Origin of the sequence: Ligilactobacillus murinus (assembly GCF_003288115.1) — a bacterium.
Classification (GTDB): domain Bacteria; phylum Bacillota; class Bacilli; order Lactobacillales; family Lactobacillaceae; genus Ligilactobacillus; species Ligilactobacillus murinus.
Genome location: NZ_CP023565.1, coordinates 1,755,982 through 1,778,636, shown reverse-complemented (window position 1 = coordinate 1,778,636; position 22,655 = coordinate 1,755,982). Strand labels below are relative to the sequence as shown.

15 protein-coding genes are annotated in these 22,655 nt (G+C 43.6%); 12 read left to right on the top strand and 3 right to left on the bottom strand.

What is annotated here, in order from left to right:
• Nucleotides 1-50: 50 nt before the first annotated feature.
• Complete coding sequence (locus tag CPS94_RS11865; RefSeq protein WP_269148572.1) at nucleotides 51-506, bottom strand: hypothetical protein; 456 nt, start codon at nucleotides 504-506, stop codon at nucleotides 51-53.
• On the opposite strand from CPS94_RS11865, the gene CPS94_RS11860 reads away from it, so the two are divergent.
• The 11 genes from CPS94_RS11860 (at nucleotide 451) to CPS94_RS08740 (ending at nucleotide 20,077) form a co-directional block, all read left to right on the top strand.
• Entirely contained in the window at nucleotides 451-6,414 is a 5,964-nt protein-coding gene (locus tag CPS94_RS11860; protein ID WP_456264534.1) for an accessory Sec-dependent LPXTG-anchored adhesin, read from the top strand. The genes CPS94_RS11865 and CPS94_RS11860 overlap by 56 nt on opposite strands.
• 266 nt (nucleotides 6,415-6,680) lie before the next feature.
• Entirely contained in the window at nucleotides 6,681-7,910 is a 1,230-nt protein-coding gene (secY2, locus tag CPS94_RS08780) for an accessory Sec system protein translocase subunit SecY2 (protein WP_162626433.1), read from the top strand.
• Nucleotides 7,911-7,930: 20 nt separating this feature from the next.
• Nucleotides 7,931-9,457, top strand: coding sequence for an accessory Sec system protein Asp1 (asp1, locus tag CPS94_RS08775; RefSeq protein ID WP_112193812.1), 1,527 nt, complete (start codon nucleotides 7,931-7,933; stop codon nucleotides 9,455-9,457).
• A gap of 11 nt (nucleotides 9,458-9,468) precedes the next feature.
• A complete protein-coding gene (gene asp2, locus CPS94_RS08770; protein WP_112286470.1) occupies nucleotides 9,469-10,998 on the top strand; it encodes an accessory Sec system protein Asp2 in 1,530 nt (509 codons plus the stop codon).
• Nucleotides 10,979-11,872: an accessory Sec system protein Asp3 gene (gene asp3, locus CPS94_RS08765; RefSeq protein ID WP_162626432.1), complete on the top strand. Its 894-nt coding sequence runs from the start codon at nucleotides 10,979-10,981 to the stop codon at nucleotides 11,870-11,872. Before asp2 ends, asp3 begins: the two co-directional genes overlap by 20 nt.
• Nucleotides 11,873-14,227 (top strand): accessory Sec system translocase SecA2, encoded by a 2,355-nt coding sequence (gene secA2 / locus CPS94_RS08760; protein WP_112286469.1) that lies wholly within the window; start codon nucleotides 11,873-11,875, stop codon nucleotides 14,225-14,227. It begins immediately after the preceding gene.
• A gap of 18 nt (nucleotides 14,228-14,245) precedes the next feature.
• Entirely contained in the window at nucleotides 14,246-15,763 is a 1,518-nt protein-coding gene (gene gtfA, locus CPS94_RS08755; protein ID WP_112193806.1) for an accessory Sec system glycosyltransferase GtfA, read from the top strand.
• Complete coding sequence (gtfB, locus tag CPS94_RS08750; protein ID WP_112193804.1) at nucleotides 15,756-17,072, top strand: accessory Sec system glycosylation chaperone GtfB; 1,317 nt, start codon at nucleotides 15,756-15,758, stop codon at nucleotides 17,070-17,072. Before gtfA ends, gtfB begins: the two co-directional genes overlap by 8 nt.
• A gap of 4 nt (nucleotides 17,073-17,076) precedes the next feature.
• Complete coding sequence (locus tag CPS94_RS11435; RefSeq protein ID WP_004049746.1) at nucleotides 17,077-17,244, top strand: hypothetical protein; 168 nt, start codon at nucleotides 17,077-17,079, stop codon at nucleotides 17,242-17,244.
• Nucleotides 17,245-17,435: 191 nt separating this feature from the next.
• Entirely contained in the window at nucleotides 17,436-18,716 is a 1,281-nt protein-coding gene (locus tag CPS94_RS08745; protein WP_112193802.1) for an NCS2 family permease, read from the top strand.
• A gap of 125 nt (nucleotides 18,717-18,841) precedes the next feature.
• Nucleotides 18,842-20,077 carry a S8 family peptidase gene (locus CPS94_RS08740; RefSeq protein ID WP_112193800.1) on the top strand — a complete coding sequence of 412 codons (1,236 nt, stop codon included), beginning with the start codon at nucleotides 18,842-18,844 and terminating at the stop codon, nucleotides 20,075-20,077.
• A 59-nt stretch (nucleotides 20,078-20,136) separates the two neighbouring features.
• Here CPS94_RS08740 and CPS94_RS08735 read toward each other — a convergent pair whose 3' ends face one another.
• A complete protein-coding gene (locus tag CPS94_RS08735) occupies nucleotides 20,137-20,391 on the bottom strand; it encodes a hypothetical protein (protein ID WP_112193798.1) in 255 nt (84 codons plus the stop codon).
• Between the two features lie 100 nt (nucleotides 20,392-20,491).
• Entirely contained in the window at nucleotides 20,492-21,160 is a 669-nt protein-coding gene (locus tag CPS94_RS08730; protein ID WP_112193796.1) for a histidine phosphatase family protein, read from the bottom strand.
• A 128-nt stretch (nucleotides 21,161-21,288) separates the two neighbouring features.
• Here CPS94_RS08730 and CPS94_RS08725 point away from each other — a divergent pair, with 128 nt between their 5' ends.
• Nucleotides 21,289-22,380: a DHHA1 domain-containing protein gene (locus tag CPS94_RS08725; RefSeq protein ID WP_112193794.1), complete on the top strand. Its 1,092-nt coding sequence runs from the start codon at nucleotides 21,289-21,291 to the stop codon at nucleotides 22,378-22,380.
• The last annotated feature ends 275 nt before the right edge of the window (nucleotides 22,381-22,655 follow it).

The window sequence follows — 22,655 nt, the reverse complement described above, 5'->3', positions numbered from 1 at the left end:
GTAAGTGCGAGTGAATCAACGTCAGCGTCAGTAAGTGCAAGTGAATCAACTCAAGAATCAATATCAGTAAGTGAATCTGAGTCAGAAGAATTCAGTGAATCTGTAAGAGAATCTGATTCTGAATCGACAAGCTCCTCCTTGAGCACGAGCGAATCAGTGTCTACCTCAGTGAGTGCAAGTGCCTCAACGAGCGCATCAGTAAGTGCGAGTGAATCAACAAGTGCGTCAGTGAGCGCAAGTGGATCAACAAGTGCATCAGCATCTGTCTCAGTAAGTGCGAGTGAATCAACGTCTGCATCAGTAAGTGCGAGTGAATCAACAAGTACCTCAGTGAGTGCAAGTGAATCAACGAGCGCATCAGTAAGCGCAAGTGAATCAACGAGCGCATCAGTAAGCGCAAGTGAATCAACAAGTGCGTCAGTAAGTGCAAGTGAATCAGCCTCTGCGTCAGTGAGCGCGAGCGAATCAACGTCTGCGTCAGTGAGTGCGAGCGAATCAACAAGCACTTCAGTGAGTGCAAGTGCCTCAACGAGCGCATCAGTGAGTGCGAGTGAATCAACAAGTGCATCAGTAAGCGCGAGCGAATCAACGTCTGCGTCAGTGAGCGCAAGTGAGTCAACGAGTGCATCAGTAAGCGCGAGCGAATCAACGTCTGCGTCAGTAAGCGCAAGTGAATCAACAAGTGCGTCTGTGAGTGCAAGTGAATCGACAAGTGCGTCAGTGAGCGCAAGTGAATCAGCATCAGCGTCAGTAAGTGCGAGTGAATCAACAAGCGCATCAGTAAGTGCCAGCGAATCAGCAAGTGCATCATTGAGCGCAAATGAATCAACGAGCGCGTCAGTAAGTGCAAGTGAATCAGCGTCTGCCTCAGTAAGTGAAAGTGAATCAACAAGTGCGTCAGTGAGCGCGAGCGAATCAACTCAAGAATCAATATCAGTAAGTGAATCTGAGTCAGAAGAATTCAGTGAATCTGTAAGAGAATCTGATTCTGAATCGACAAGCTCCTCCTTGAGCACGAGCGAATCAGTGTCTACCTCATTGAGTGCAAGTGAATCAACAAGTGCGTCATTGAGCGCCAGCGAATCAGTAAGTGCATCAGTGAGTGCAAGTGAATCAACGAGCGCATCAGCAAGTGCGAGTGAATCAACAAGCGCATCGGGAAGTGCAAGTGAATCAGTGTCTGCCTCAGTAAGCGCGAGCGAATCAACAAGCGCATCAGCAAGTGCAAGTGAGTCAGCCTCCGCGTCAGTGAGTGCGAGTGAATCAGCAAGCGCATCAGTGAGCGCCAGTGAGTCAACGAGTGCATCAGTGAGTGCGAGCGAATCGACAAGTGCATCAGTAAGTACAAGCGAATCAGCATCTACTTCAGTGAGTGTAAGTGAGTCAATGAGTGCGTCAGTAAGCACGAGCGAATCAACAAGTGCCTCGGTGAGTGCAAGTGAATCAACGTCAGCGTCAGTAAGTGCAAGTGAATCAGCATCTGCGTCATTGAGCGCAAGCGAATCAACAAGCACTTCAGTAAGTGCAAGTGAATCAACGAGCGCATCAGTGAGTGCAAGTGCCTCAACAAGCGCCTCAGTAAGTGCCAGCGAATCAGCAAGTGCATCATTGAGCGCAAGTGAGTCAACGAGTGCGACAGTGAGCGCAAGTGCCTCAACAAGTGCCTCAGTGAGTGCGAGCGAATCAACAAGTGCGTCAGTGAGCGCAAGTGAATCAGCATCAGCGTCAGTAAGCGCGAGCGAATCAGCATCAGCGTCAGTAAGTGCGAGTGAATCAACGTCAGCGTCAGTGAGCGCGAGCGAATCAACAAGCACATCAGTGAGTGCGAGCGAATCAGCAAGTGAGTCAGTAAGCGCGAGCGAATCAACGAGTGCATCGGTAAGTGCAAGTGAATCAACGAGTGCATCAGTAAGCGCAAGTGAATCAACGTCAGCGTCAGTGAGCGCGAGCGAATCAACGAGCGCGTCAGTAAGCGCAAGTGAATCAACGTCAGCGTCAGTGAGCGCGAGCGAATTAACGAGCGCGTCAGTAAGTGCGAGTGAATCAACAAGTGCATCAGTGAGTGCCAGCGAATCAACTCAAGAATCAATATCAGTAAGTGAATCTGAGTCAGAAGAATTCAGTGAATCTGTAAGAGAATCTGATTCTGAATCGACAAGCGCCTCCTTGAGCACGAGCGCATCAGTAAGTGCAAGTGAATCAACGAGTGCGTCAGTGAGTGCAAGTGAATCAACGAGCGCATCAGTGAGCGTAAGTGAATCAACGAGTGCATCAGTGAGTGCGAGTGAATCAGCAAGCGCATCAGTAAGCGCGAGCGAATCAGCAAGTGAGTCAGTAAGCGCCAGCGAATCAACCTCTGCCTCAGTAAGTACGAGTGAATCAACGTCAGCGTCATTGAGCGCAAGTGAATCAACAAGCGCATCAGTAAGTGCGAGCGAATCAACGTCAGCGTCAGTGAGTGCAAGTGAATCAACAAGTGCGTCAGTGAGTGCGAGCGAATCAACGAGCGCATCAGTAAGTGCGAGCGAATCAACGTCAGCGTCATTGAGCGCAAGTGAGTCAGCGTCTGCGTCAGTAAGTGCAAGCGAATCAACATCTGCTTCGTTAAGTGCGAGTGAATCAACTCAAGAATCGCTATCAGTAAGTGAATCCGAGTCAGAAGAATTCAGTGAATCTGTAAGAGAATCTGATTCTGAATCAACAAGCGCGTCATTAAGTGCAAATGAATCAACGAGTGCGTCAGTAAGCGCCAGTGAATCAACAAGTGCGTCAGTGAGTGCAAGTGAATCGACAAGTACGTCAGTGAGCGCCAGTGAATCAACAAGTGCATCAGTGAGTGCGAGCGAATCAGCAAGTGCGTCAGTAAGCGCGAGCGAATCAACGAGTGCATCAGTAAGCGCGAGCGAATCAACAAGCGCATCAGTAAGCGCAAGTGAATCAACGTCAGCGTCAGTGAGCGCGAGCGAATCAACTCAAGAATCAATATCAGTAAGTGAATCTGAGTCAGAAGAATTCAGTGAATCTGTAAGAGAATCTGATTCTGAATCGACAAGCTCCTCCTTGAGCACGAGCGAATCAGCAAGTACGTCAGTAAGTGCGAGTGAATCAGCAAGCGCATCATTGAGCGCAAGTGAGTCAACGAGTGCATCAGTGAGTGCCAGCGAATCAACGTCTGCCTCAGGAAGTGCAAGTGAATCAACGTCAGCGTCAGTGAGCGCGAGCGAATCAGTGTCTACCTCAGTGAGTGCAAGTGAATCAACAAGCGCCTCAGTAAGTGCAAGTGGATCAACGAGTGCGTCAGTAAGCGCGAGCGAGTCAACGTCTGCGTCATTGAGCGCAAGTGAGTCAACGAGTGCGTCAGTGAGTGCAAGTGAATCAACAAGCACTTCAGTAAGTGCAAGTGAATCAACAAGTACCTCAGTGAGTGCCAGCGAATCAACGAGTGCGTCAGTAAGTGCAAGTGAATCAACGTCTGCGTCAGTGAGCGCAAGTGAATCAACGAGCACCTCAGTAAGTGCGAGTGAATCGACAAGTGCGTCAGTGAGTGCAAGTGAATCAACAAGCACTTCAGTAAGTGCAAGTGAATCAACGAGTGCGACAGTGAGCGCAAGTGAATCAGCATCAGCGTCAGTAAGCGCGAGCGAATCAACGTCAGCGTCAGTAAGTGCAAGTGAATCAACAAGTGCGTCAGTGAGCGTGAGTGAATCAACGAGCGCCTCAGTAAGTGCCAGCGAATCAGCAAGTGCATCATTGAGCGCAAGTGAATCAGCATCAGCGTCAGTAAGTGCGAGTGAATCAACGTCAGCGTCATTGAGTGCAAGTGAATCAGCCTCTGCGTCATTGAGTGCAAGTGAATCGACAAGTGCATCAGTAAGTGCGAGCGAATCAGTAAGTGCAAGTGAATCAACAAGCGCATCAGTGAGTGTGAGTGAATCAACGAGCGCATCAGTAAGCGCGAGCGAATCAACAAGCGCATCAGTAAGCGCGAGCGAATCAACAAGCGCATCAGTGAGCGCAAGTGAATCAGCATCAGCGTCAGTAAGTGCGAGTGAATCAACGAGCACCTCAGTAAGTGCGAGTGAATCGACAAGTGCGTCATTGAGTGCAAGTGAATCGACAAGTGCATCAGTAAGTGCGAGCGAATCAGTAAGTGCAAGCGAATCAGCAAGCGCATCATTGAGCGCAAGTGAATCAACGAGCGCATCAGTAAGCGCGAGCGAATCAACAAGCGCATCAGTGAGCGCAAGTGAATCAGCCTCAGCGTCAGTAAGTGCGAGTGAATCAACGTCAGCGTCATTGAGTGCAAGTGAATCAGCCTCTGCGTCATTGAGTGCAAGTGAATCGACAAGTGCATCAGTAAGTGCGAGCGAATCAGTAAGTGCAAGCGAATCAGCAAGCGCATCATTGAGCGCAAGTGAGTCCACGAGTGCATCGGTAAGCGCAAGTGAGTCAACGAGTGCGTTAGTAAGTGCGAGCGAATCAGCAAGTGCGTCAGTAAGTACAAGCGAATCAACAAGCACGTCAGTGAGCGCGAGCGAATCAACGTCTACCTCATTGAGCGCAAGTGAATCAACGAGCACTTCAGTAAGTGTAAGTGAATCAACAAGTGCGTCAGTGAGCGCAAGTGAATCAGCATCAGCGTCAGTGAGTGCGAGCGAATCAACGTCTGCCTCAGTAAGTGCAAGTGAATCAACGAGCGCATCAGTAAGTGCAAGTGAATCAACAAGCGCATCAGTGAGTGCGAGCGAATCAGCAAGTGAGTCAGTAAGCGCGAGCGAATCAACGAGTGCATCGGTAAGTGCAAGTGAATCAACGAGTGCATCAGTAAGCGCAAGTGAATCAACGTCAGCGTCAGTGAGCGCGAGCGAATCAACGAGCGCGTCAGTAAGTGCGAGTGAATCAACAAGTGCCTCAGTGAGTGCGAGCGAATCAACGTCTGCCTCAGTGAGCGCGAGCGAATCAACTCAAGAATCAATATCAGTAAGTGAATCTGAGTCAGAAGAATTCAGTGAATCTGTAAGAGAATCTGATTCTGAATCAACGAGCGCCTCCTTGAGCACGAGCGAATCAACGTCTGCCTCAGTAAGTGCGAGCGAATCAGCAAGCGCATCAGTGAGTGCGAGTGAATCAACAAGCGCATCAGTGAGTGCAAGTGAATCAACAAGTGCGTCAGTAAGTGCAAGTGGATCAACGTCTGCCTCAGTAAGTGCAAGCGAATCAGCAAGTGCGTCAGTAAGTGCAAGTGGATCAACGTCTGCGTCAGTGAGTGCCAGCGAATCAACAAGTGCATCAGTGAGTGCAAGTGAGTCAACGTCTGCGTCAGTGAGTGCGAGTGAATCGACAAGTGCATCAGTAAGTGCGAGCGAATCAGCAAGTACGTCAGTAAGTGCGAGTGAATCAGCAAGCGCATCATTGAGCGCCAGTGAATCAACGAGCGCATCATTGAGTGCGAGTGAATCAACAAGTGCATCATTGAGCGCAAGTGAATCGACAAGCACATCCATGAGTGTTTCCACACAAGAATCAATTTCTGTAAGTGAATCCGAGTCAGAGGAATTCAGTGAATCGGCAAAAGATTCTGATTCTGAATCAGAAAGCTTGTCTGAAAGTACAAGCGTCTCATTGAGCGCCAGTGAATCAACGAGCACTTCAGTAAGTGTAAGTGAATCAACAAGCACCTCAGTAAGTGCGAGCGAATCAACTCAAGAATCAATATCAGTAAGTGAATCTGAGTCAGAAGAATTCAGTGAATCTGTAAGAGAATCTGATTCTGAATCGACAAGCTCCTCCTTGAGCACGAGCGAATCAGTGTCTACCTCAGTGAGTGCGAGCGAATCAACGTCTGCATCAGTAAGTACAAGCGTCTCATTGAGCGCAAGTGAATCAACAAGCGCATCAGTGAGTGTGAGTGAATCAACGAGCGCATCAGTAAGTGCGAGTGAATCAACAAGTGCATCAGTAAGTGCGAGCGAATCAACAAGCGCGTCAGTGAGTGAAGTAGGGTCAAAAAGTGAAGAAGTAGGTCCGGGTACAAGCTTTGACCTTTCAGAATTCCCAATGAGTGAAGCGATCAGTGGATCACTAAGCACATCATTGAGTGCAAGTGAGTCAATTAGTTCTTCCCATTCCACCTCAACTAACTCTCAAGGCTCAAACACTTCGGATACTTCAATGGATAACAGTTCAACTGCAAATAGCTTAGTGATGACGAACAATAGCGGTAATGCCGAAATGAACAATGGTGGCAAACATGATGCTGTAGATGATCTAGTAGCTAAGAACAATAAGGCAACTGCAAATAAGGAATTGCTACAAAGGGGTAATGGCCTGGAACAAGGTGGTCTCTTGTTAGGCCTTGGATTGATGGCAAGTTCACTACTATTAGCAATGAAGAAAAAGAAAGCTAATAAGTAAGATCATCCGACATAGGTAGTGTAAAACTGCCAAAAAGAGACTGTGGCTTAGGTCATAGTCTCTTTTACATATTAATTAAAATTTTTGATAGATTATACACAGTTTTTTTACCATAACAGGTTATAATGAAAGTATTGAGAACAAGATATATGTGCATCAGTTAGAAAGAAAAATGTGAGACTGGTGGTCAAGTAAAATTTTTAGAGAAAGGAGCACCTATATTTCTTTCACAAATGCCAATTTGCTCACATGATATAGCAAGATCGATGAAAAAAGAAAAAAGTCCTTTGCGTAAACGGATACTGTTCAGTTTATTCTTATTGGTGATCTATGGTTTTGGAAAAAATATCCCACTACCGTATACTGATCCGACTGAAACGGTGCAGCAATTGCAACAAAATAGTTTTTGGCAGCTGACAAGTGTAGCGACTGGGGGCAATTTTACAGCGCCAACACTATTTTCTCTTGGGTTAGCTCCTTGGATGGCGGGAATGATCTTTTGGCAATTATTGACAATGACAAAGATCTTTGGTCTGGATCAACTGCCACAAAAACAAGTAGATCTAAGACGAAATCTCTTTATTTTGGTGGTCGCCTTGATCGAAGGGGTCGGGACAGTATTATTGATGAAAGGTCGCTTTATTGATTTTTCTCAAGGACAGCTCCTTGAATTGACGCTCCTATTAGTTGCGGGTTCATTTTTCTTGATCTGGTTAGCTAACATCAATAGTGTTTGGGGCTTAGGTGGTCCAAGTTTGCTGATCTTATATGGAATAGTTGGTTCATTGGGGAGTCAAATTGGAATGATCATCAGAAATATTTTGACGTATCCAGTTTGGTGGGCACTTGGAGCGAGCATGATACTGATAGTGGCTACTTTAGGGGTGATCGCCCTAGCGTTTATCTTTGAATTATCGGAGTATCGCTTAGAGATCAATCGTATCATGTTGAACCAACAACTGCTAAAAACTTCATATATCCCATTGAAGTTAAATGCTGGAGGTAGCATGGCGTTTATGTTTGGGTTAACGATGTTGATGTTGCCCCAAGCGCTTTTTCAACTATTAGTCGAATATTTCCCTGGAAATAAGATCTTGTTGTGGCTGGTAAGTAATAGCAGTAGTACGGAGTTTTTTGGCGTTACGGTCTACAATATCGTGTTGTTTAGCTTAACGATGTTGTTTGCGTATGCAATGTTAGATATGACGGAAATGGCGGATAATTTGCGTAAAAGTGGTGATTATTTCACTGGGATAGATCCAGGCCGACCGACAGCTAAATATTTGCGTTCAAAGCAGCGAGCAACTGCCTTTATCGGAGCGACTTTCACGGTTACGGTAGCTGGTCTACCACTATATTTAGGGGTTATTTGGCCTAAATATGCAGCTGTCGTTATGCTACCGGGGATGAGTATCATGTTGGTCGGTTTGGCAGTGACAGTAATGTTTCAAGTACGGGCGATCAAGATCTTGCACAATTACGATGAACTATTTTAGTGAAATGAGGTGGAAACCTGATGTATTACTTTATTCCGGCGTGGTTTAAAAATAATGAACGTTCATTTTACAATGTGGCTAAACCATGGTACCGCGATAGTAAAAAGATCGAATTTGATGACTCGATCAATCAGATCAAGATGTTTGAACAAGCTGGAACAGCTGTTAAATTGTTGATCATTGGATACATGCCAAATCTGCGCTCATTTTTGCAGCGCCAAGAATTGGATGAGACCGCATATCTTAGTATCTTTGATGAATTACAGGGGATCAGCTTGCAGGGGACACGGCGAATCATGGTAAATGATCTGAAGTTTCCTACCGATGCTGAGTTTGTCTATACTCCATTTCGGATCATGGTCTATCACAAAGAGCAACTTTACGCCAAAGTTGATGTTGGAACTTTAGGGGAGATCTTGACAGTAACACGCCCAACTAAGCAGTATGTTTTTGATGACCGTGGCTTTCTATCAAGTATTCTCTATACGACGGCTGAAGGGACACCTTTGCGACAAGAATATTTAAATCTTGCAGGTGAAGTGCGTTTCATAGAAGATCTACAAAGTGGAAAAGTTCAGATCGCGCCAGCTTTCTTGAAAAATTTCAAGTATTCAGAATATGAAAATATCCAAGCACTGGTGACTGAAAAATTCAACCAATTCTTGCAACAAGTCACAAATGATGATGCATTTGTTTTGGCGGCGGGAGGTCAGCGGACTAAATTAGCATTAGAATTGATCAATAGTCCTAAGATCATCATGTCTTATTTCACCGGACGTAATAAAGAGTTAGCCCCACTGCAAGTAGAACCGGTCGCTAAAGCATATCTAGCTGTTGCAGATACCCAGGCGACAGCAGATCTGATCGCCCCACTTTATCCGGCTGAAAAGATCAAGGTGGTCACGCCTTTTGATACGCGGTTGCGTTTAGGGCACAGTCAACGGCTAGCCAAAGATTGGCTACTCTTTTTAGTGGATGAGATCGCTGCGTCAGCGCTGGATCAAGCTTTAAGTCAGATCTTAGAGTTGATGCGCCAACAGCCTAAATTGGGGCTAGAACTTGGAGTTTTCAGAAGAGATGATGTTAATTTGCATAATTTGCGGGCCCAGATCTTAGCTAAAGCGCCAGATTTTAAAGTGACTTTACCAGGGGATGAAAAAGAAGCTGAAAATCAATTGGAAGAAAAAAAATATGCGGGTGAAGTTCATTTATTTTATCTAGACACGGAAAATGAGATCGTACGAGCTTTGGACCGCGCGCGGGTTTTGATCGATCTAGGAACTCCCCCAGATCTTTATGCTCAGATCGCAGCGATCAGTGCGGGAGTACCGCAGATCGTTTTGCATGCCGAACAACTTGTTGAGCATGAAAAGAACGGGTTAGTCTTACAAGGTGATATAAATAATTTAACGAAAGCGATCAAATATTATACGCAAGAATTAAAATACTGGAATGAGGCGATGATGTATGCTGTGGCGAAGATCTCAGAACTGACCGGTGGGAACTTAGCTAAACGTTGGCAGACATGGTTGGAACAAAGTGAGTAGGTGATGAATAAATGAAGATTCTTCAAATTGGCCAAACAGATCTACGCTCAGAGGTCAAACTAGAGCAAAGCACCAAGTGGGAGTTTTGGGAAGTCGAACAGATCGCAGAATTTTTGGTACCCTATAATTTGCCAAAAAAGCCAGCTCGTTTTAACTTTGCAGCTGTCATTTTCACAAGTACAGTCCCAGCAGAAAGTTTAAAAATGCTCCAGAAATTTCTCCAAGCTTATCGAGTCGTTATTTTAGCTGGCGTACAGCTACCAGAACTAGTTGTGCGCTACAGTGCTTGGCAAGTCACCCAAGAGCAACTACCCCACTTTGTAAAAGATATCGAACGTGATTTTTTCCTCAGTCAATACGGGGATAATGCAGCGATCGAAAGTGTCGAAGTTGCGCGCTCTTTTCAAGGAGATATCAAGTATCGTGGGCGCCACCAGTTGGAATTGACGGGGGATTTTGGAACTGAATTCAAACCGATCGCGACCTTTAAACGTGGATTTTATATTTCGGAAAAAAACGGCATTGAACTATGGCCAGTTTTTGAAAAAAGTGCAGCCGTTGAACTTAAATTTGTTGTGCGCTTAGCCCATGTTGAGGATATCGAGATCCAAAAGACATTGGAATTTTCTAAAGCTCAGCTAGATGAACCGCTGATCTTAGAGGGACTAGATGGCAATGCTACGGCAACGGTCAGTATATGGGCTAAAGGGCAAGGAACTTTGGTATTAGGTAATATCAACAATCGTTTGACACGGCATCAATATGGTACTTTGATCATGGGAGGCCAACGTTTTACCGATCATAAACGCCAAGAATTTTTCTATTACTTTGATCCAGGAAACTTAAAGCCCCCACTCACGGTCTATTTTGCTGGGGGGCAACCACGAACTGGTTTTGAAGGATATTTTATGATGAAACGCTTGGGGCATCCGTTCATTTTATTTGCTGATCCGCGCTTAGAAGGTGGAAGTTTTTACCTAGGTTCAGCAGAATATGAGGCCAAGATCAAAGCTGTGATCGAGGAAAGCTTGGCTAAACTTGGTTTTACCAATAAAGAATTGGTCTTGTCAGGGATCTCAATGGGAACGACAGGTGCGATCTATTACGGTTCTAAAATCGGTGCTCGAGCAGTGATCGTGGGTAAACCCTTGATAAATTTAGGGACGATCGCTTTGAACAACACTTTGCACCGAGCAAATGAGTTTGATACGGCGCTTGATCTTTTGTTGCTCCAACAAGGAAAAAATTCAGCAAAAGCAGCTACTGAGCTTGATCAGCGAATGTTACAGGCTTTGAAAAATTCTCAATTAACGGCAGGGCAAGTTTTAGCAGCCTATATGCGCGAAGATGACTATGACGGCACGGCTTTTCACGATCTAGTGGAAAATTTACAAGCTGATCAAGTAAAAGTCATCGGTCACGGTTATACCGGCCGTCATAATGATGCTTCTAATAAAGTCATAGCCTGGTTTTTGAAACAGTATGAATTACTTTTACAAGGATTTGAAAGGGAGGGGCAAGATGAAACAGATCAGCGCTAATATCATCACTTGGGATCCACGTGAAGATAAAACGTATTTGAATGGTTCGCAGATCAAACTTTCAAAAGGAGAAGTCGCGTTTGAAAATGAATTGATGAGTCCAGGAAAAGCGCTAGTTACTTGGTATTCACAACAAAATTACCAAATTAACCGCAATCTAGCTAAGTTGCCCCTTTTGGCTCGGGGGCAGACCTATCAGCTAAAATTGGTGGCAACCGTTGAACCACGCCAAACGCTTTACCTCAAAGTGAGTTTTTATAGTCGCTTTGGTGAGGTGGTGCAGACGACCTTTATCAAAGACTTGCAGGGTGAATTTGAGTATCCTAAAGATGCTTACGAATACCGCTTAGAATTGATCAATGCAGGAGTAAAGAAAGTAAATTTCAAATATTTGATCTTGGCCCAGGCTAAACTCGAGCTGCAGTCAGGCTATTGTGTTCAAACGGGAAGTTCATTAGGGGCAAAAATAGCAATCGTTTTTACCGAACCAGATCTGCGGGCACTGATCACAACAAAACCTAAAGCTGATACGGTCATTTTTAGTGCGTATAGACCACAGGCGTATTTTGAACCAAGTGTGGGTGAAAAGATCGCAGAAGTTGCTGATAAAGCTGAACAATTGGACTTTATCGGCAATGGTGCACTTTCAAATGCTGTCGCAGCCTATTACAGCAATAAGTATCAGCAAAAATTGTTGATAACTCCACAATTGCCGACAGAAAAGCAATTGACCCACCTTCCAGTAAACCTTTCAGACTTACAAGCGACTTTTGAAAAGGCGACAATTTATCATCAGAACATGAAAATAGAGGATGATTTTGCAGAAAAGCTTTATGAAAATAACGTGGCACAAGATGATTTGAGGGTCAGATAAATGGAATTAACAAAAATCGTTGATCGCAGAGATTATCATATTTTAAACCGAAAGTTAAAGCAGATAAATCGCCTGGCTCCACAAATGGCGGCCTTGACTGATGGAGAGTTACAACATAAAACCACTGAATTCAAGGAACGCTTAGCCAAAAAAGCGACCTTAGATGAGCTCTTGCCCGAAGCATTTGCGGCGATCAGAGAGGCTGCCAAACGGGTCTTAGGTATGTTTCCCTATGATGTTCAAGTCCTAGGTGGCATCATCATGCATGGGGGCAATATTGCTGAGATGAAGACAGGCGAAGGCAAGACATTGACGGCGGTAATGCCGCTATATCTGAATGCATTGTCAGGCAAAAGTACGATCTTAGTTACGCCTAATGAATACCTAGCTCAACGGGATGCAAATGAGATGGGGCCATTATATGAATTTATGGGACTGAGTTTAGGCTGTCGTGCAGGTGAAGAACAAGAGGAACTTAAACCACACGATAAACGCTATCTTTACCAACAAGATATTGTCTATACGACTAACGCTACGCTAGGTTTTGACTATTTGATCGACAATCTAGCGGAAACGGTGGACAAAAAGTTTATGCCTGAATTCAATTATGTGATCATCGATGAAGCCGATGCGATCTTACTTGATTCAGCGCAAACTCCCTTGATCATTTCTGGGGCGCCCCGGGTGCAGTCAAATCTCTATGGTTTAGTGGACAATTTTATTTTGACGCTAGAAGAAGATCAAGCGTACAAATTGGATGAAAAAAGAGAGGCTGTTTGGTTGACACCAACAGGGATCGCTGAGGCAGAGCAATATTTTTCGGTGCCCAAGTTATATGATGGGAGCCATACCGAATTAGTCAAGCACATCAACTTAGCATTACGGGCTCATTTGCTGTTTGAAAATGGCAAAGATTATGTTGTTCGTGACGGAGAAGTGGTCTTATTGGATGATAAAGATGGGCGGATCTTGGAGATGACAAAGCTTCAGGGGGGCCAACATCAAGCTTTAGAGGCCAAAGAACATGTTGAGATCACGCATAATATGCGCGCAATGGCATCGATCACCTACCAAAATCTGTTCAAGCTTTTCCAAAAGACGGCGGGAATGTCAGGAACAGCAAAAACGGCTGAAGATGAGCTGATCGAAGTTTATCAGATGAAAGTTTTGCCGGTCCCGACTAACAAGTCCGTGCAACGCATCGATGAACCAGATGAAGTCTATCTGACTCTACCGGAAAAATTGCGGGCTTCAATGAAAGTCGTGAAAAAGTTACATGCTAAAGGCCAGCCCCTTTTGATCGTCACTGGTTCAGTCGAGTTATCTGAGATCTATTCGGAGCTATTGTTAGCTGAAATGATCCCACATAGTGTATTAAATGCCTATAATGACGCTAAAGAAGCACAGATCATCAAAGAAGCTGGACAAAAGGGAAGTGTAACGGTCGCAACTTTGATGGCGGGACGTGGGACCGATATCAAGTTAGGCCCGGGTGTCAAAGAACTCGGTGGCCTAGCAGTGATCGGAACTGAAAAGATGCAAAATGTTCGGATGGAACTACAATTGCGGGGGCGAGCTGGCCGGCAAGGAGATCCAGGTTACAGCAAGTTTTTTGTGTCGCTTGAAGATGAAGTCGTCCAAAAAAATAGCGCTAAGCGGATCGAAAAATACTGGCGTAAACATAAAGATCAGCCTACTGATCGGCCTTTGCGCTCGAAATATCAAAAGATCGTTGCAAGCGCTCAAGTTGCTAGTGATAATAGTGCGCGTAAACAGCGCCAATTGACGTTAGCTTTTGATGAAAGTGTCAAGACACAACGCGAGAAGGTCTACCACCAACGCAATGAATTTATTTTTCAAGCAGATGATTTTGATTATGATGTTTTAGCTTTGATCAAAAAGGATGTAGATGAGTTTTTACAACAAGGTCAAACGACTAAGGCTCAGATCGAGCGCTATATTTTTGATAATATCAGCTATGAGGCGCATTTTTTACCAGAAAAGATCGATAATGCCCAGGTAAAAGAAATGATCTTACAATTAGCTCAGACCGAGTTGAAGCGTAAAGCAGATATTTTAAAAGATCCAGTCCAATTGCGCAATTTTTATCGGATATGCTTGTTAAAAGCGATCGATACTAGTTGGATCGAAGAAGTCGACACATTGGAACAGCTAAAGAATTTGATCACAGCGCGGACCTCGGCCCAACGTAACCCAGTTTATGAGTATCATTTTGAAGCTAAAAGAGCTTATCAAGCGATGCAGGCTAATTTACGGCGGTTAGCGCTCCAGAATCTACTTTTGAGTACGATCACTGTTAAAAAAGACGGTAGTTTAGATGTTTATTTTGCATAATAGAAAGGTGAGAATACGATGACGGTCTATAGTTTTAACCAAGGTATCGGTTGGGCGAGCAGTGGGGTCGAGTACGCCCAAGCATATCGCGCCAAAGTTTTTGCTGATTTAGGGGTCGATGCTAAATTTGTCTTTACCGACCTTATCTTGAGTGAAAATCTCCAAACCTTAACTTCAAATATTGGTTTTAAAGATGAGCAGATCATCTGGTTGTATCAGTATTTTACAGACATTAAGATCGCTCCTTCCAGTTATACGCTAGAACAGTTACAGGCTAGCCTCCGTTATACTGAGCGTGAAGGTGAATTTGAAACAGTCAATGAGCGGATCGTGCGTTTGCGCTTTCCTAAAGAAGACCAATATGCGACGGTCTATTTGAAAAAAGGCACGTCTGATATCGTGGATCGAGTAGAGCATGTTTCCAAAAATTATTTGATCCGCAAAGATTATTATACCTATACGCGCTTATTGACGGAGTATTACGCACCGTTTGAAAATAAAGCGACGGTCTACTTGCGCCGCTTTTATAACGAAGATGGTTCGACAGCTTATGAACAAGTCGTTGGGCCAACGCAGACGCTTTATCGTTTTAAAGACCAAGTTTTGTATTCCAAAAATGAATTTATCGAATATTTTATCAAGCAACTGCATTTAACAGCTCAAGATATATTGATCATCGACCGGGCAACGGAATTGGGGCAAGCCGCTTTTGTAGCCCATGAACCAGCTAAATTAGGCGTTGTAGTTCATGCTGAGCATTTTAGCGATAATGTGACCGATGATAATTATATTTTGTGGAACAATTACTATGAGTACCAATTCGATAATGCTGATGAGATCGATTTTTTCATCACGGCAACGGCTAAACAAAAAGAACTGCTAGAACGACATTTTGCTAAATATCAAGGAAAAAGTCCTAAAGTAGTTGCGATCCCAGTGGGTAGCTTAGCTCAATTACACCAGCCTGTGACCTCACGCCGACCATATTCGTTGATCACGGCATCGCGCTTAGCCTCAGAAAAACATATCGACTGGCTTATTGAAGCAGTCGTCATGGCTAAACAACACTTACCTGAGTTGACGTTTGATATTTACGGTGAAGGCGGCCAACGTCAACTATTAGAAGAGTTGATCGCTAAACATCAAGCAAGTGATTATATCAAGCTCAAAGGACACCATGACTTAGAACAGATCTATGCCCAATACGAAGCCTATGTTACCGCCTCGACCAGTGAAGGTTTTGGTTTGACTTTGATGGAAGCGGTCGGTTCAGGGCTAGCGATGATCGGCTTGGATGTGCGCTATGGAAATCAAACCTTCATCGAGCCGGGACAAAACGGTTATTTATTGGAATATACCGGGAAAAAAGATCAAAAACAGACCATTGACCGGTTAGCCAAAGCGATCGTAGAGCTATTTACTAACGTTGACCTAGCCAAAGCACATCAAGCATCATATGCGCTCGCACAAGAATATTTGACCAGTGAAGTGGAACAAAAATGGCACCAACTTTTAGGAGGAATGACCAATGCTTAATTTATTTGAACGAAATGATCAAAAAACACGTGACCTCCTGTATTCTTTGAAGCAAGCGGGCTTTGAGCGCCCAACTGTTTTTTTGGAAGATGATGGTTGGTTACCACCTGAATGTGAATCACCGTTTGCTTATTTTGCTAAGCAAGAAAAAAGCGGACGTCCACGTTATTTCAATGAGATAAAAGTCCCACGTTTTTGGGAGATCATAGGCGATAATCGCCAAGCAAGTATTGGCTTTTATGGTCAAACAAAAGCCAAGATCGTTTATGCAGCACCTAAAGAAAAACGTTGGATAAAAGAGGTCAAATGGCTCGATCCAGCAGGAAGGACTCGCCTGATCGACCACTATGATCAATATGGGCATCGTTTTGCTCAAAGTGTATGTGATGAGGCACAAAAGCCGATCGTTAAGACTTATTTTGACGCTAAACAACATGAAGTATTGGTCCAAAACTTTGTGACTGATGATCTGATCTTAAATCAAGGTGAGCAGATCTTGACGTTTAAAAATCTGACCGAATTTATGCTGTATTATTTGGCTAAACGTAAATTTAGTATTGAGCAGATCTTCATCAATTCGCTCTCTTATCCACTCTTTGTACTACTTAAATTACCACAAACGGGAAATGATGTCTTGTTTTGGCAAGAAGATTTCCAGGGAAATGTTCCTGGAAATATGGAAATGATCTTAAACGGTAGCGTTCCACGTCTCAAAAAGATCGTCGTCCAAGATGCTAAGGCCTATCAAACGGCAATGCAACTGTCGAATAACTCACCATATTTTGAAAATTTGGGCTTTATTTATGAAAAGAAACGTGAAAATGGGCAACGAAAGCAGATCTTTATCCTGACAAACAGCGACCAACTCGAGCAGATCAAAACCTTGTCCGCCCAATTACCAGAATTTGAGTTTCATATCGCAGCGATCACAGAGATGTCGCAAAAATTGATGGATCTGGGACACCAAGCAAATATTTCGTTGTATCCCAATATTGCGCCTAAAGAATTGGCGAAGCTTTGGCAACAGGCAGATTTTTACTTGGATATCAATCATCACCAAGAACTCATGCAAGCGGTGCGTCAAGCCTTTGAAAATGAAATGTTGACGGTCGGCTTTGAAAATACGGTCCATGATCGACATTTTATCGCACCTGAAAATATTTATGCACCAGAGCAAGTTGAGCAGATGGTCCAAAAGCTAAGACGCGCAGCAAGTGACCGAGCATATTTAGCGACACTCTTAAAAGCGCAAAAAAAGCAAGCTGAGGTGGGATCGGTGGCAATGTATCAAACTGTGTTAGGGGGATAAGCTGATGAGTGAAGATCCGTTAAGAGAAGAGATCGCCAAACGAATGGAGCAGGTCAGAAAAGACATTCCGGTCGAAAAAAAGTCTAATTGGCGACGAAAAGTGATCGTTTTAATGATGACCTTGGTCTTGGCTGGGATAATGTTATTTTCGATACTGCGCTATTTTTGGTAAGAAATAAGCCAATAAAGAGGACTCAGCATAGTGGGTCCTCATTTTGTGATAAAATGATTAGAATTTATCAAAATGGATGATATTACTTTTTTTAATATGAAGTATATCGAAAAAATCAGTTTTGGTAGTTGGCTAAAATTTTTGCTAGAATTGAATAATGTGTTAAAAAATAATAGAAACGAGGGGCGAAAGTGTTAGCTGATCTTAAAAATTTGACGAAGCAAGCAAAAAAGACGGAGCTCATTTCCGGGCTAACGGGCTTTTTTGCGATCTCATATATCATCATTGTAAATCCGTTGATCTTGGCTGATGCCCATATCCCAGCGACTTTGAGTGTGTTTGCGACGATCTTTTCTTCGGCGTTAGGCTGTTTGATCATGGGACTTTTTGCAAATGCCCCGATCATTATCACACCTGGAATGGGGGTCAATGCCTTCTTTACCTATACTTTAGTGGTCGGAATGCACTTAAATTGGCAACAAGCGATCGCGATCTCGATCATCAGTAGTGTCTTGTACATGGTGGTAGCCTTCAGCAAGGCAAGCGAGAAATTATCTGAAGCGATCCCGCAAGAGTTAAAGATCGGGATCACAGCGGGGATCGGGCTGTTTTTAGTCACTTTAGGCTTAGAAAAAGCCAAATTGATCCAACAAGGCGGTTCCCGCGCGCTCTTGGCTGTTGGACACCTGACTGATCCAGAAGCGCTCTTAGCCTTGTTTGGTTTAGCCTTGACCTTAGTTTTGTATTTAAAGAGAACTAAGGGAAGTTTTATGATCGGGATCGTCGTAACGAGTGCCTTAGGGGTGATCTTTAACGTTGGACTTCAAGATCCGCCGAAAGTCAGTTTAGTTGATCTAGGGAAATACAGTACGATCTTATTTCAAGGTGATTTTAGTAGCATATTTTCTTTGAAATTCTTATTGGCGGTCTTTTCGATGTCGATGATCTTGATCTTTGAATCAATGGGGATCTTAGAAGGATTATTACCAGATACGAAGAAATTTAAAAAGACTTTTGAAGCTAGCTCAGTAGCAACCTTTTGTTCAGGCTTCTTAGGCACCAGTCCGACAGTTGCCGCTGCTGAAAGTGCCGCTGGGATCGAATCTGGGGGCAAAACAGGCTTGATGGCGCTAGTCAGTGGGGCCATGTTTATCTTGTCATTATTCTTTATCCCATTGCTCAGTTATGTTCCGCAAGCAGCGATCGCACCAGTGATCATCATTACAGGAGCGATCATGATGCAACAGCTGAAAGCCTTAGATTTCGATGATTTTTCAGAATGGTTCCCCGCTTTTTTGATCATCGTTTTGATCCCACTGACCGGCTCGATCTCAGTTGGCTTAGCTTTTGGTTTTGCAGCTTATCCATTGGTAAAATTTGCGGCACATAAAACGGATAAATTAAATCCATTATTATGTTTGTTGAGTCTCTTATTTATTTTACAATTGATCTGTGAAGCAGTCTTACTATAGTAAATTAGGTTTTGGACAGAGCATTCTGTTTAAAACCTTTTTTTATTAAAAAAGTATTGTTTTTGAATGTGAAAACTTGCTATACTTAGGAATGAAAACGGTCTACATTGAGGGTGGTGAGTTAGGTGAGATTTTTCCAAAAGCTCAGTTGTGTAATGCTGCTTTTGGCGTTAGTTATTTGTTTTTATTATCGTGATGGCTTAGTGAGTAAACCGATCGGACAGACGGGCGAGTTTGCTATAAAGCATGAACAGGCAGGCTATGCTGTTTCTTTGTACTACCCAAAGATAGATCCAACTAAGGCGCATCAAAAAAATGTTAGGGTCGGTATTATCGACTCAGGGATTTCACCTAAAGTAGGCTCTGAATTAAATATCGCAGCTGCTTATGATCTTTCGGGACAAAATGAACCGTTTGATCAGATAGGTCAGGGGACTAGGATCGCAAGTATTATTGGAGCTAAAGATAATCACCACAAAATGATCGGTTTAGCGCCCAATGTTAAACTCTATTCATATAAAGTGGATGCTACCAGTCGCACGCTACAAGCTGCTTTGCAACAAGCTTTAAGTGATCGCGTTGAAGTTTTAGATCTCGGCTTTAAAGTCGAGCAAATAACGCCACAGATAAAAGGACTGATAAAAGAGTATCTCGCGCAGGGAGGCTTGTTTTTTACTGCGGACAAGCGCTTGGGGCAGATAAAAGGAGTTGCCACGGTCGGAGCGTTCAACGAGTATTTAGAGTTGCTGGACAGTGGGCGGACCTACTATGCTCCAGCAAAACAGCTGGCGTTGGGGCGAGATGGGCGCATTCAGACAGTGACTGGCAATGCGTATAGCACGGCATTTGTCAGTGGGACGGCTGCCAGTCTGCTGGCGCAAAAATTAGCGCCGGCGCAAGTCAAACAGCAACTTGCAACGTATTTTAGCCCGCAGGTGATCGAAAAGCACCGTAATATAAGTCATGTGATCGCTAAAACTTTTAGCAAAAGTGATACGTATCTAGGTATTTCCCTGGTTATTTTGACTTTGATAACAGCTGGCCTAGCGTTGATGTTGGCCATCAGGCGGCGCAAGAACAAGTATTTGTTAGGTGTGAGCATCAATACTTTGTTGCTTTTGATCTTAGCGTATTTGTTGGTGCCGATCCAGGCTAATGCTCAGACGATGAAGTATTGGATCTTAGGCTTATTAGTGCTCTTTACGCTCTTTCAGTTGTATTTTAGTTGGCGTCTAGATATGACCAAACCTTTTAGCTTAAATCGCCTATTTAATTTAAGTTACAATATCTTTTTGCTGGTCTTTTCGCTTTGGTTGATCATGTTTGTGATGTTAGGCTATGCGGGAAGTACGCACTTTTAGCTAAATAACGCGGGATCCATTATGATAGATCCCGCGTTATTTAGTCGGTGCTGACCGCCTTATTTTTGAGCTAAGGTTTGCAGTTTATCGAACAGCTCATTCGCTTTTTGGCTTAATTTTGGTGTGGTACGTTTGATGACTGGTGCCATATTAGTGAATTTATGCAATCCAGCTTTGAATTCCGTCTCGGAACTGTTCTTGAAGGCTGTAACAGTCTCTTCCATATATTCGGTGAATTTGGTGTCTGGTTGGGTCTGTTTGAGTTCGGTAACTAATTTTTCTAAAGTTGCGACGATATTTTCTTTTGTACTCATAATAGATCATCACCTTTACTGTAATTTTTATTTACACCTAGAAGAATACGCTTACATCAAACTAAATGCAACAAAAAAGACCGCAAAATTCGGCCTTTTTTTAATAAGTTTCACTATCTAGATAGTGGTTATAGTATTGAACTTTGACATCAGCGTCAGTTACAGTCAATTTTGTGACAGCACCGTTTTTCGGGCCTAATTTGTCAGCGCCTAGATCAGGGGCAAAGTGATCAACGATACTTCTGATCGTGATACTGTGGCTGACTAAGAGCACTTTTTGACCATCAGGGGTATTTTTACGTAGATGCTCAAAACCAGCATTGAGCCGGGCCCAATATTGCTCGTCATTTTCAGCGTCCTTAAATGGATCGGTCTCATGCAACAGATCGCGCGTTTTTCCCAAGTCATATTTTTCTAAAATATCGTTGTACGTGCGACAACCGTGTAATGCGCCGACCATGAGCCAAGTTTGGGCCGCGTCGTTACCTTCGAAATAGCCAAAGCTTTGTTCACGGAAGTTCTTGAGTTCACTAGGCACGATATCTTGGGAATGGTGGTTATTTTCTAAGATAAAATGGCAGGTACGCATGGCACGTGTCGTATCAGAATGATAAGCTTTGTCGAACTTGATGTCGGCTAGATGCTTTCCCGCACTTTTGGCATCGTTGATCCCTTTTTGCGTTAAAGGTGAATCACACCAGCCTTGGAGACGGTTATAACTATTCAAGATCGTTTGCCCATGGCGCACCATATAAAGTGTAAATGTCATTGTAATATCCCTCACTGTTTTTTCGATACTTTAAATAATAACATGCACAGACTAGCTTTTAAAGCGTTGTTACGGGTATAATTAGGCTAGAATAAAAAATGAGCGTAATCTTAGAAAGGAATTTACATTTGAAAAAGACACGACATATCAAGCTTTTTTCGCATAACGACTTAGACGGATTTGGAGCTCCCGTCTTGATCACGACGCTAGCGCCCTACCTTTTTAAGGACGTTGAATTTGACCTAACAACTTGTTCGGCAGGTAATCTTGATCGCGAATTATCCTATTGGTTCCGCCAACCCGACATTTCTCGCTTTACCGATGTCTACATTATGGATATGACACCGGATAGTGATTATTCGTTCCAACAGCTCGAGCAACGTTTTGCTAATCATTGGTTGATCTTTGACCACCATGAAAGCGAAGAAGAGTTACGGAACAACTATGCGCTAAACTGCATCAAACCGCTAGATGAGGGGAAAAATCCAAGTGCGGTCAGCTTAGTCTATGATTGGTTGAGCCGAAAGCCTGATTTTATGAAGATCCCCGAAAAGAAACGGGCGCAAGTGGCGGAATTGGTAGAGTTGATCCGGGCGTATGATACTTGGGATTGGCAAAATGATCCGTTGATGTCACTCGAAGAAAGACAAGCAGCTGATGAATTGAATCAACTATTTTGGTTCTATCCGTTGAGCAAATCGCGCAATTTTGTCGAAAGTGTCTTTGCTACAGGCTGGGAAGAGTATCGTCAAGCAAACGAACTGTTGATCCACACCTTAGCTGGCAGACGCACCCGTTATTTGGAAAAGCACCTTAAAAATGTTGAGACCTGTGAATTGGATGGGCATAGCTTTGGTGTTGTCTATGCTAGTGATTATAAGTCTGAGATCGCACATGCATTGTTGAAACGTTACGATGTCGATGCCGCCTTAGTGATCGATGGGCACAGCGTTTCTTTACGCTCTAATGGACGGCTAGATGTGGCTAAATTTGCCGCTGAATATTTTGGGGGCGGGGGCCATGCTGATTCCGCTGGTGGAAAATTAGAAGTTGAACCACTTAAAGTTGCTGAACAAGCAGTGATCGAGTCGATGCGTCAACGCTCCACGCTAAATGCTGATGTTGCTAAACAAAATAATAGTGAGAAAGCTTCATTAGCTGACCAACTAGATCCAGAAATGGCAGCCAAACTCGCCGCCTTATTTGGAAATGCTGATTAATTAAATCCTGCTCTGTAAGTGCTAAATCCTGTATGGCACTTGCAGAGCTTTTTTTGTTGCCTTAAGCTTAGGGCAAAAAGACACCAGCTAAATACATTCGAACAGTTTTAAGTTTAACTTCAAAACCAAATTTAGTCATAGTAAACCCCCTAAGTCAAATCCTATTGTCCAACTTAGGGGGTTCACTTCAATAAGATGAATTTTCTATTTCATCTGTATACTTAGAGGGCATTATAATCGTCATTAAGAGTTGTCTTCTTTTTAACAAACTTTGT

What these genes read in the sequence shown, in the direction of transcription:
- secA2 (WP_112286469.1), top strand. Translation starts at nt 11,873, where the DNA reads ATGGAATTAACAAAAATCGTTGATCGCAGAGATTATCATATTTTAAAC.
- asp3 (WP_162626432.1), top strand. Translation starts at nt 10,979, where the DNA reads ATGAAACAGATCAGCGCTAATATCATCACTTGGGATCCACGTGAAGAT.
- gtfB (WP_112193804.1), top strand. Translation starts at nt 15,756, where the DNA reads ATGCTTAATTTATTTGAACGAAATGATCAAAAAACACGTGACCTCCTG.
- asp2 (WP_112286470.1), top strand. Translation starts at nt 9,469, where the DNA reads ATGAAGATTCTTCAAATTGGCCAAACAGATCTACGCTCAGAGGTCAAA.
- CPS94_RS08730 (WP_112193796.1), bottom strand. Translation starts at nt 21,160, where the DNA reads ATGACATTTACACTTTATATGGTGCGCCATGGGCAAACGATCTTGAAT.
- secY2 (WP_162626433.1), top strand. Translation starts at nt 6,681, where the DNA reads ATGAAAAAAGAAAAAAGTCCTTTGCGTAAACGGATACTGTTCAGTTTA.
- gtfA (WP_112193806.1), top strand. Translation starts at nt 14,246, where the DNA reads ATGACGGTCTATAGTTTTAACCAAGGTATCGGTTGGGCGAGCAGTGGG.
- asp1 (WP_112193812.1), top strand. Translation starts at nt 7,931, where the DNA reads ATGTATTACTTTATTCCGGCGTGGTTTAAAAATAATGAACGTTCATTT.
- CPS94_RS08735 (WP_112193798.1), bottom strand. Translation starts at nt 20,391, where the DNA reads ATGAGTACAAAAGAAAATATCGTCGCAACTTTAGAAAAATTAGTTACC.
- CPS94_RS11435 (WP_004049746.1), top strand. Translation starts at nt 17,077, where the DNA reads ATGAGTGAAGATCCGTTAAGAGAAGAGATCGCCAAACGAATGGAGCAG.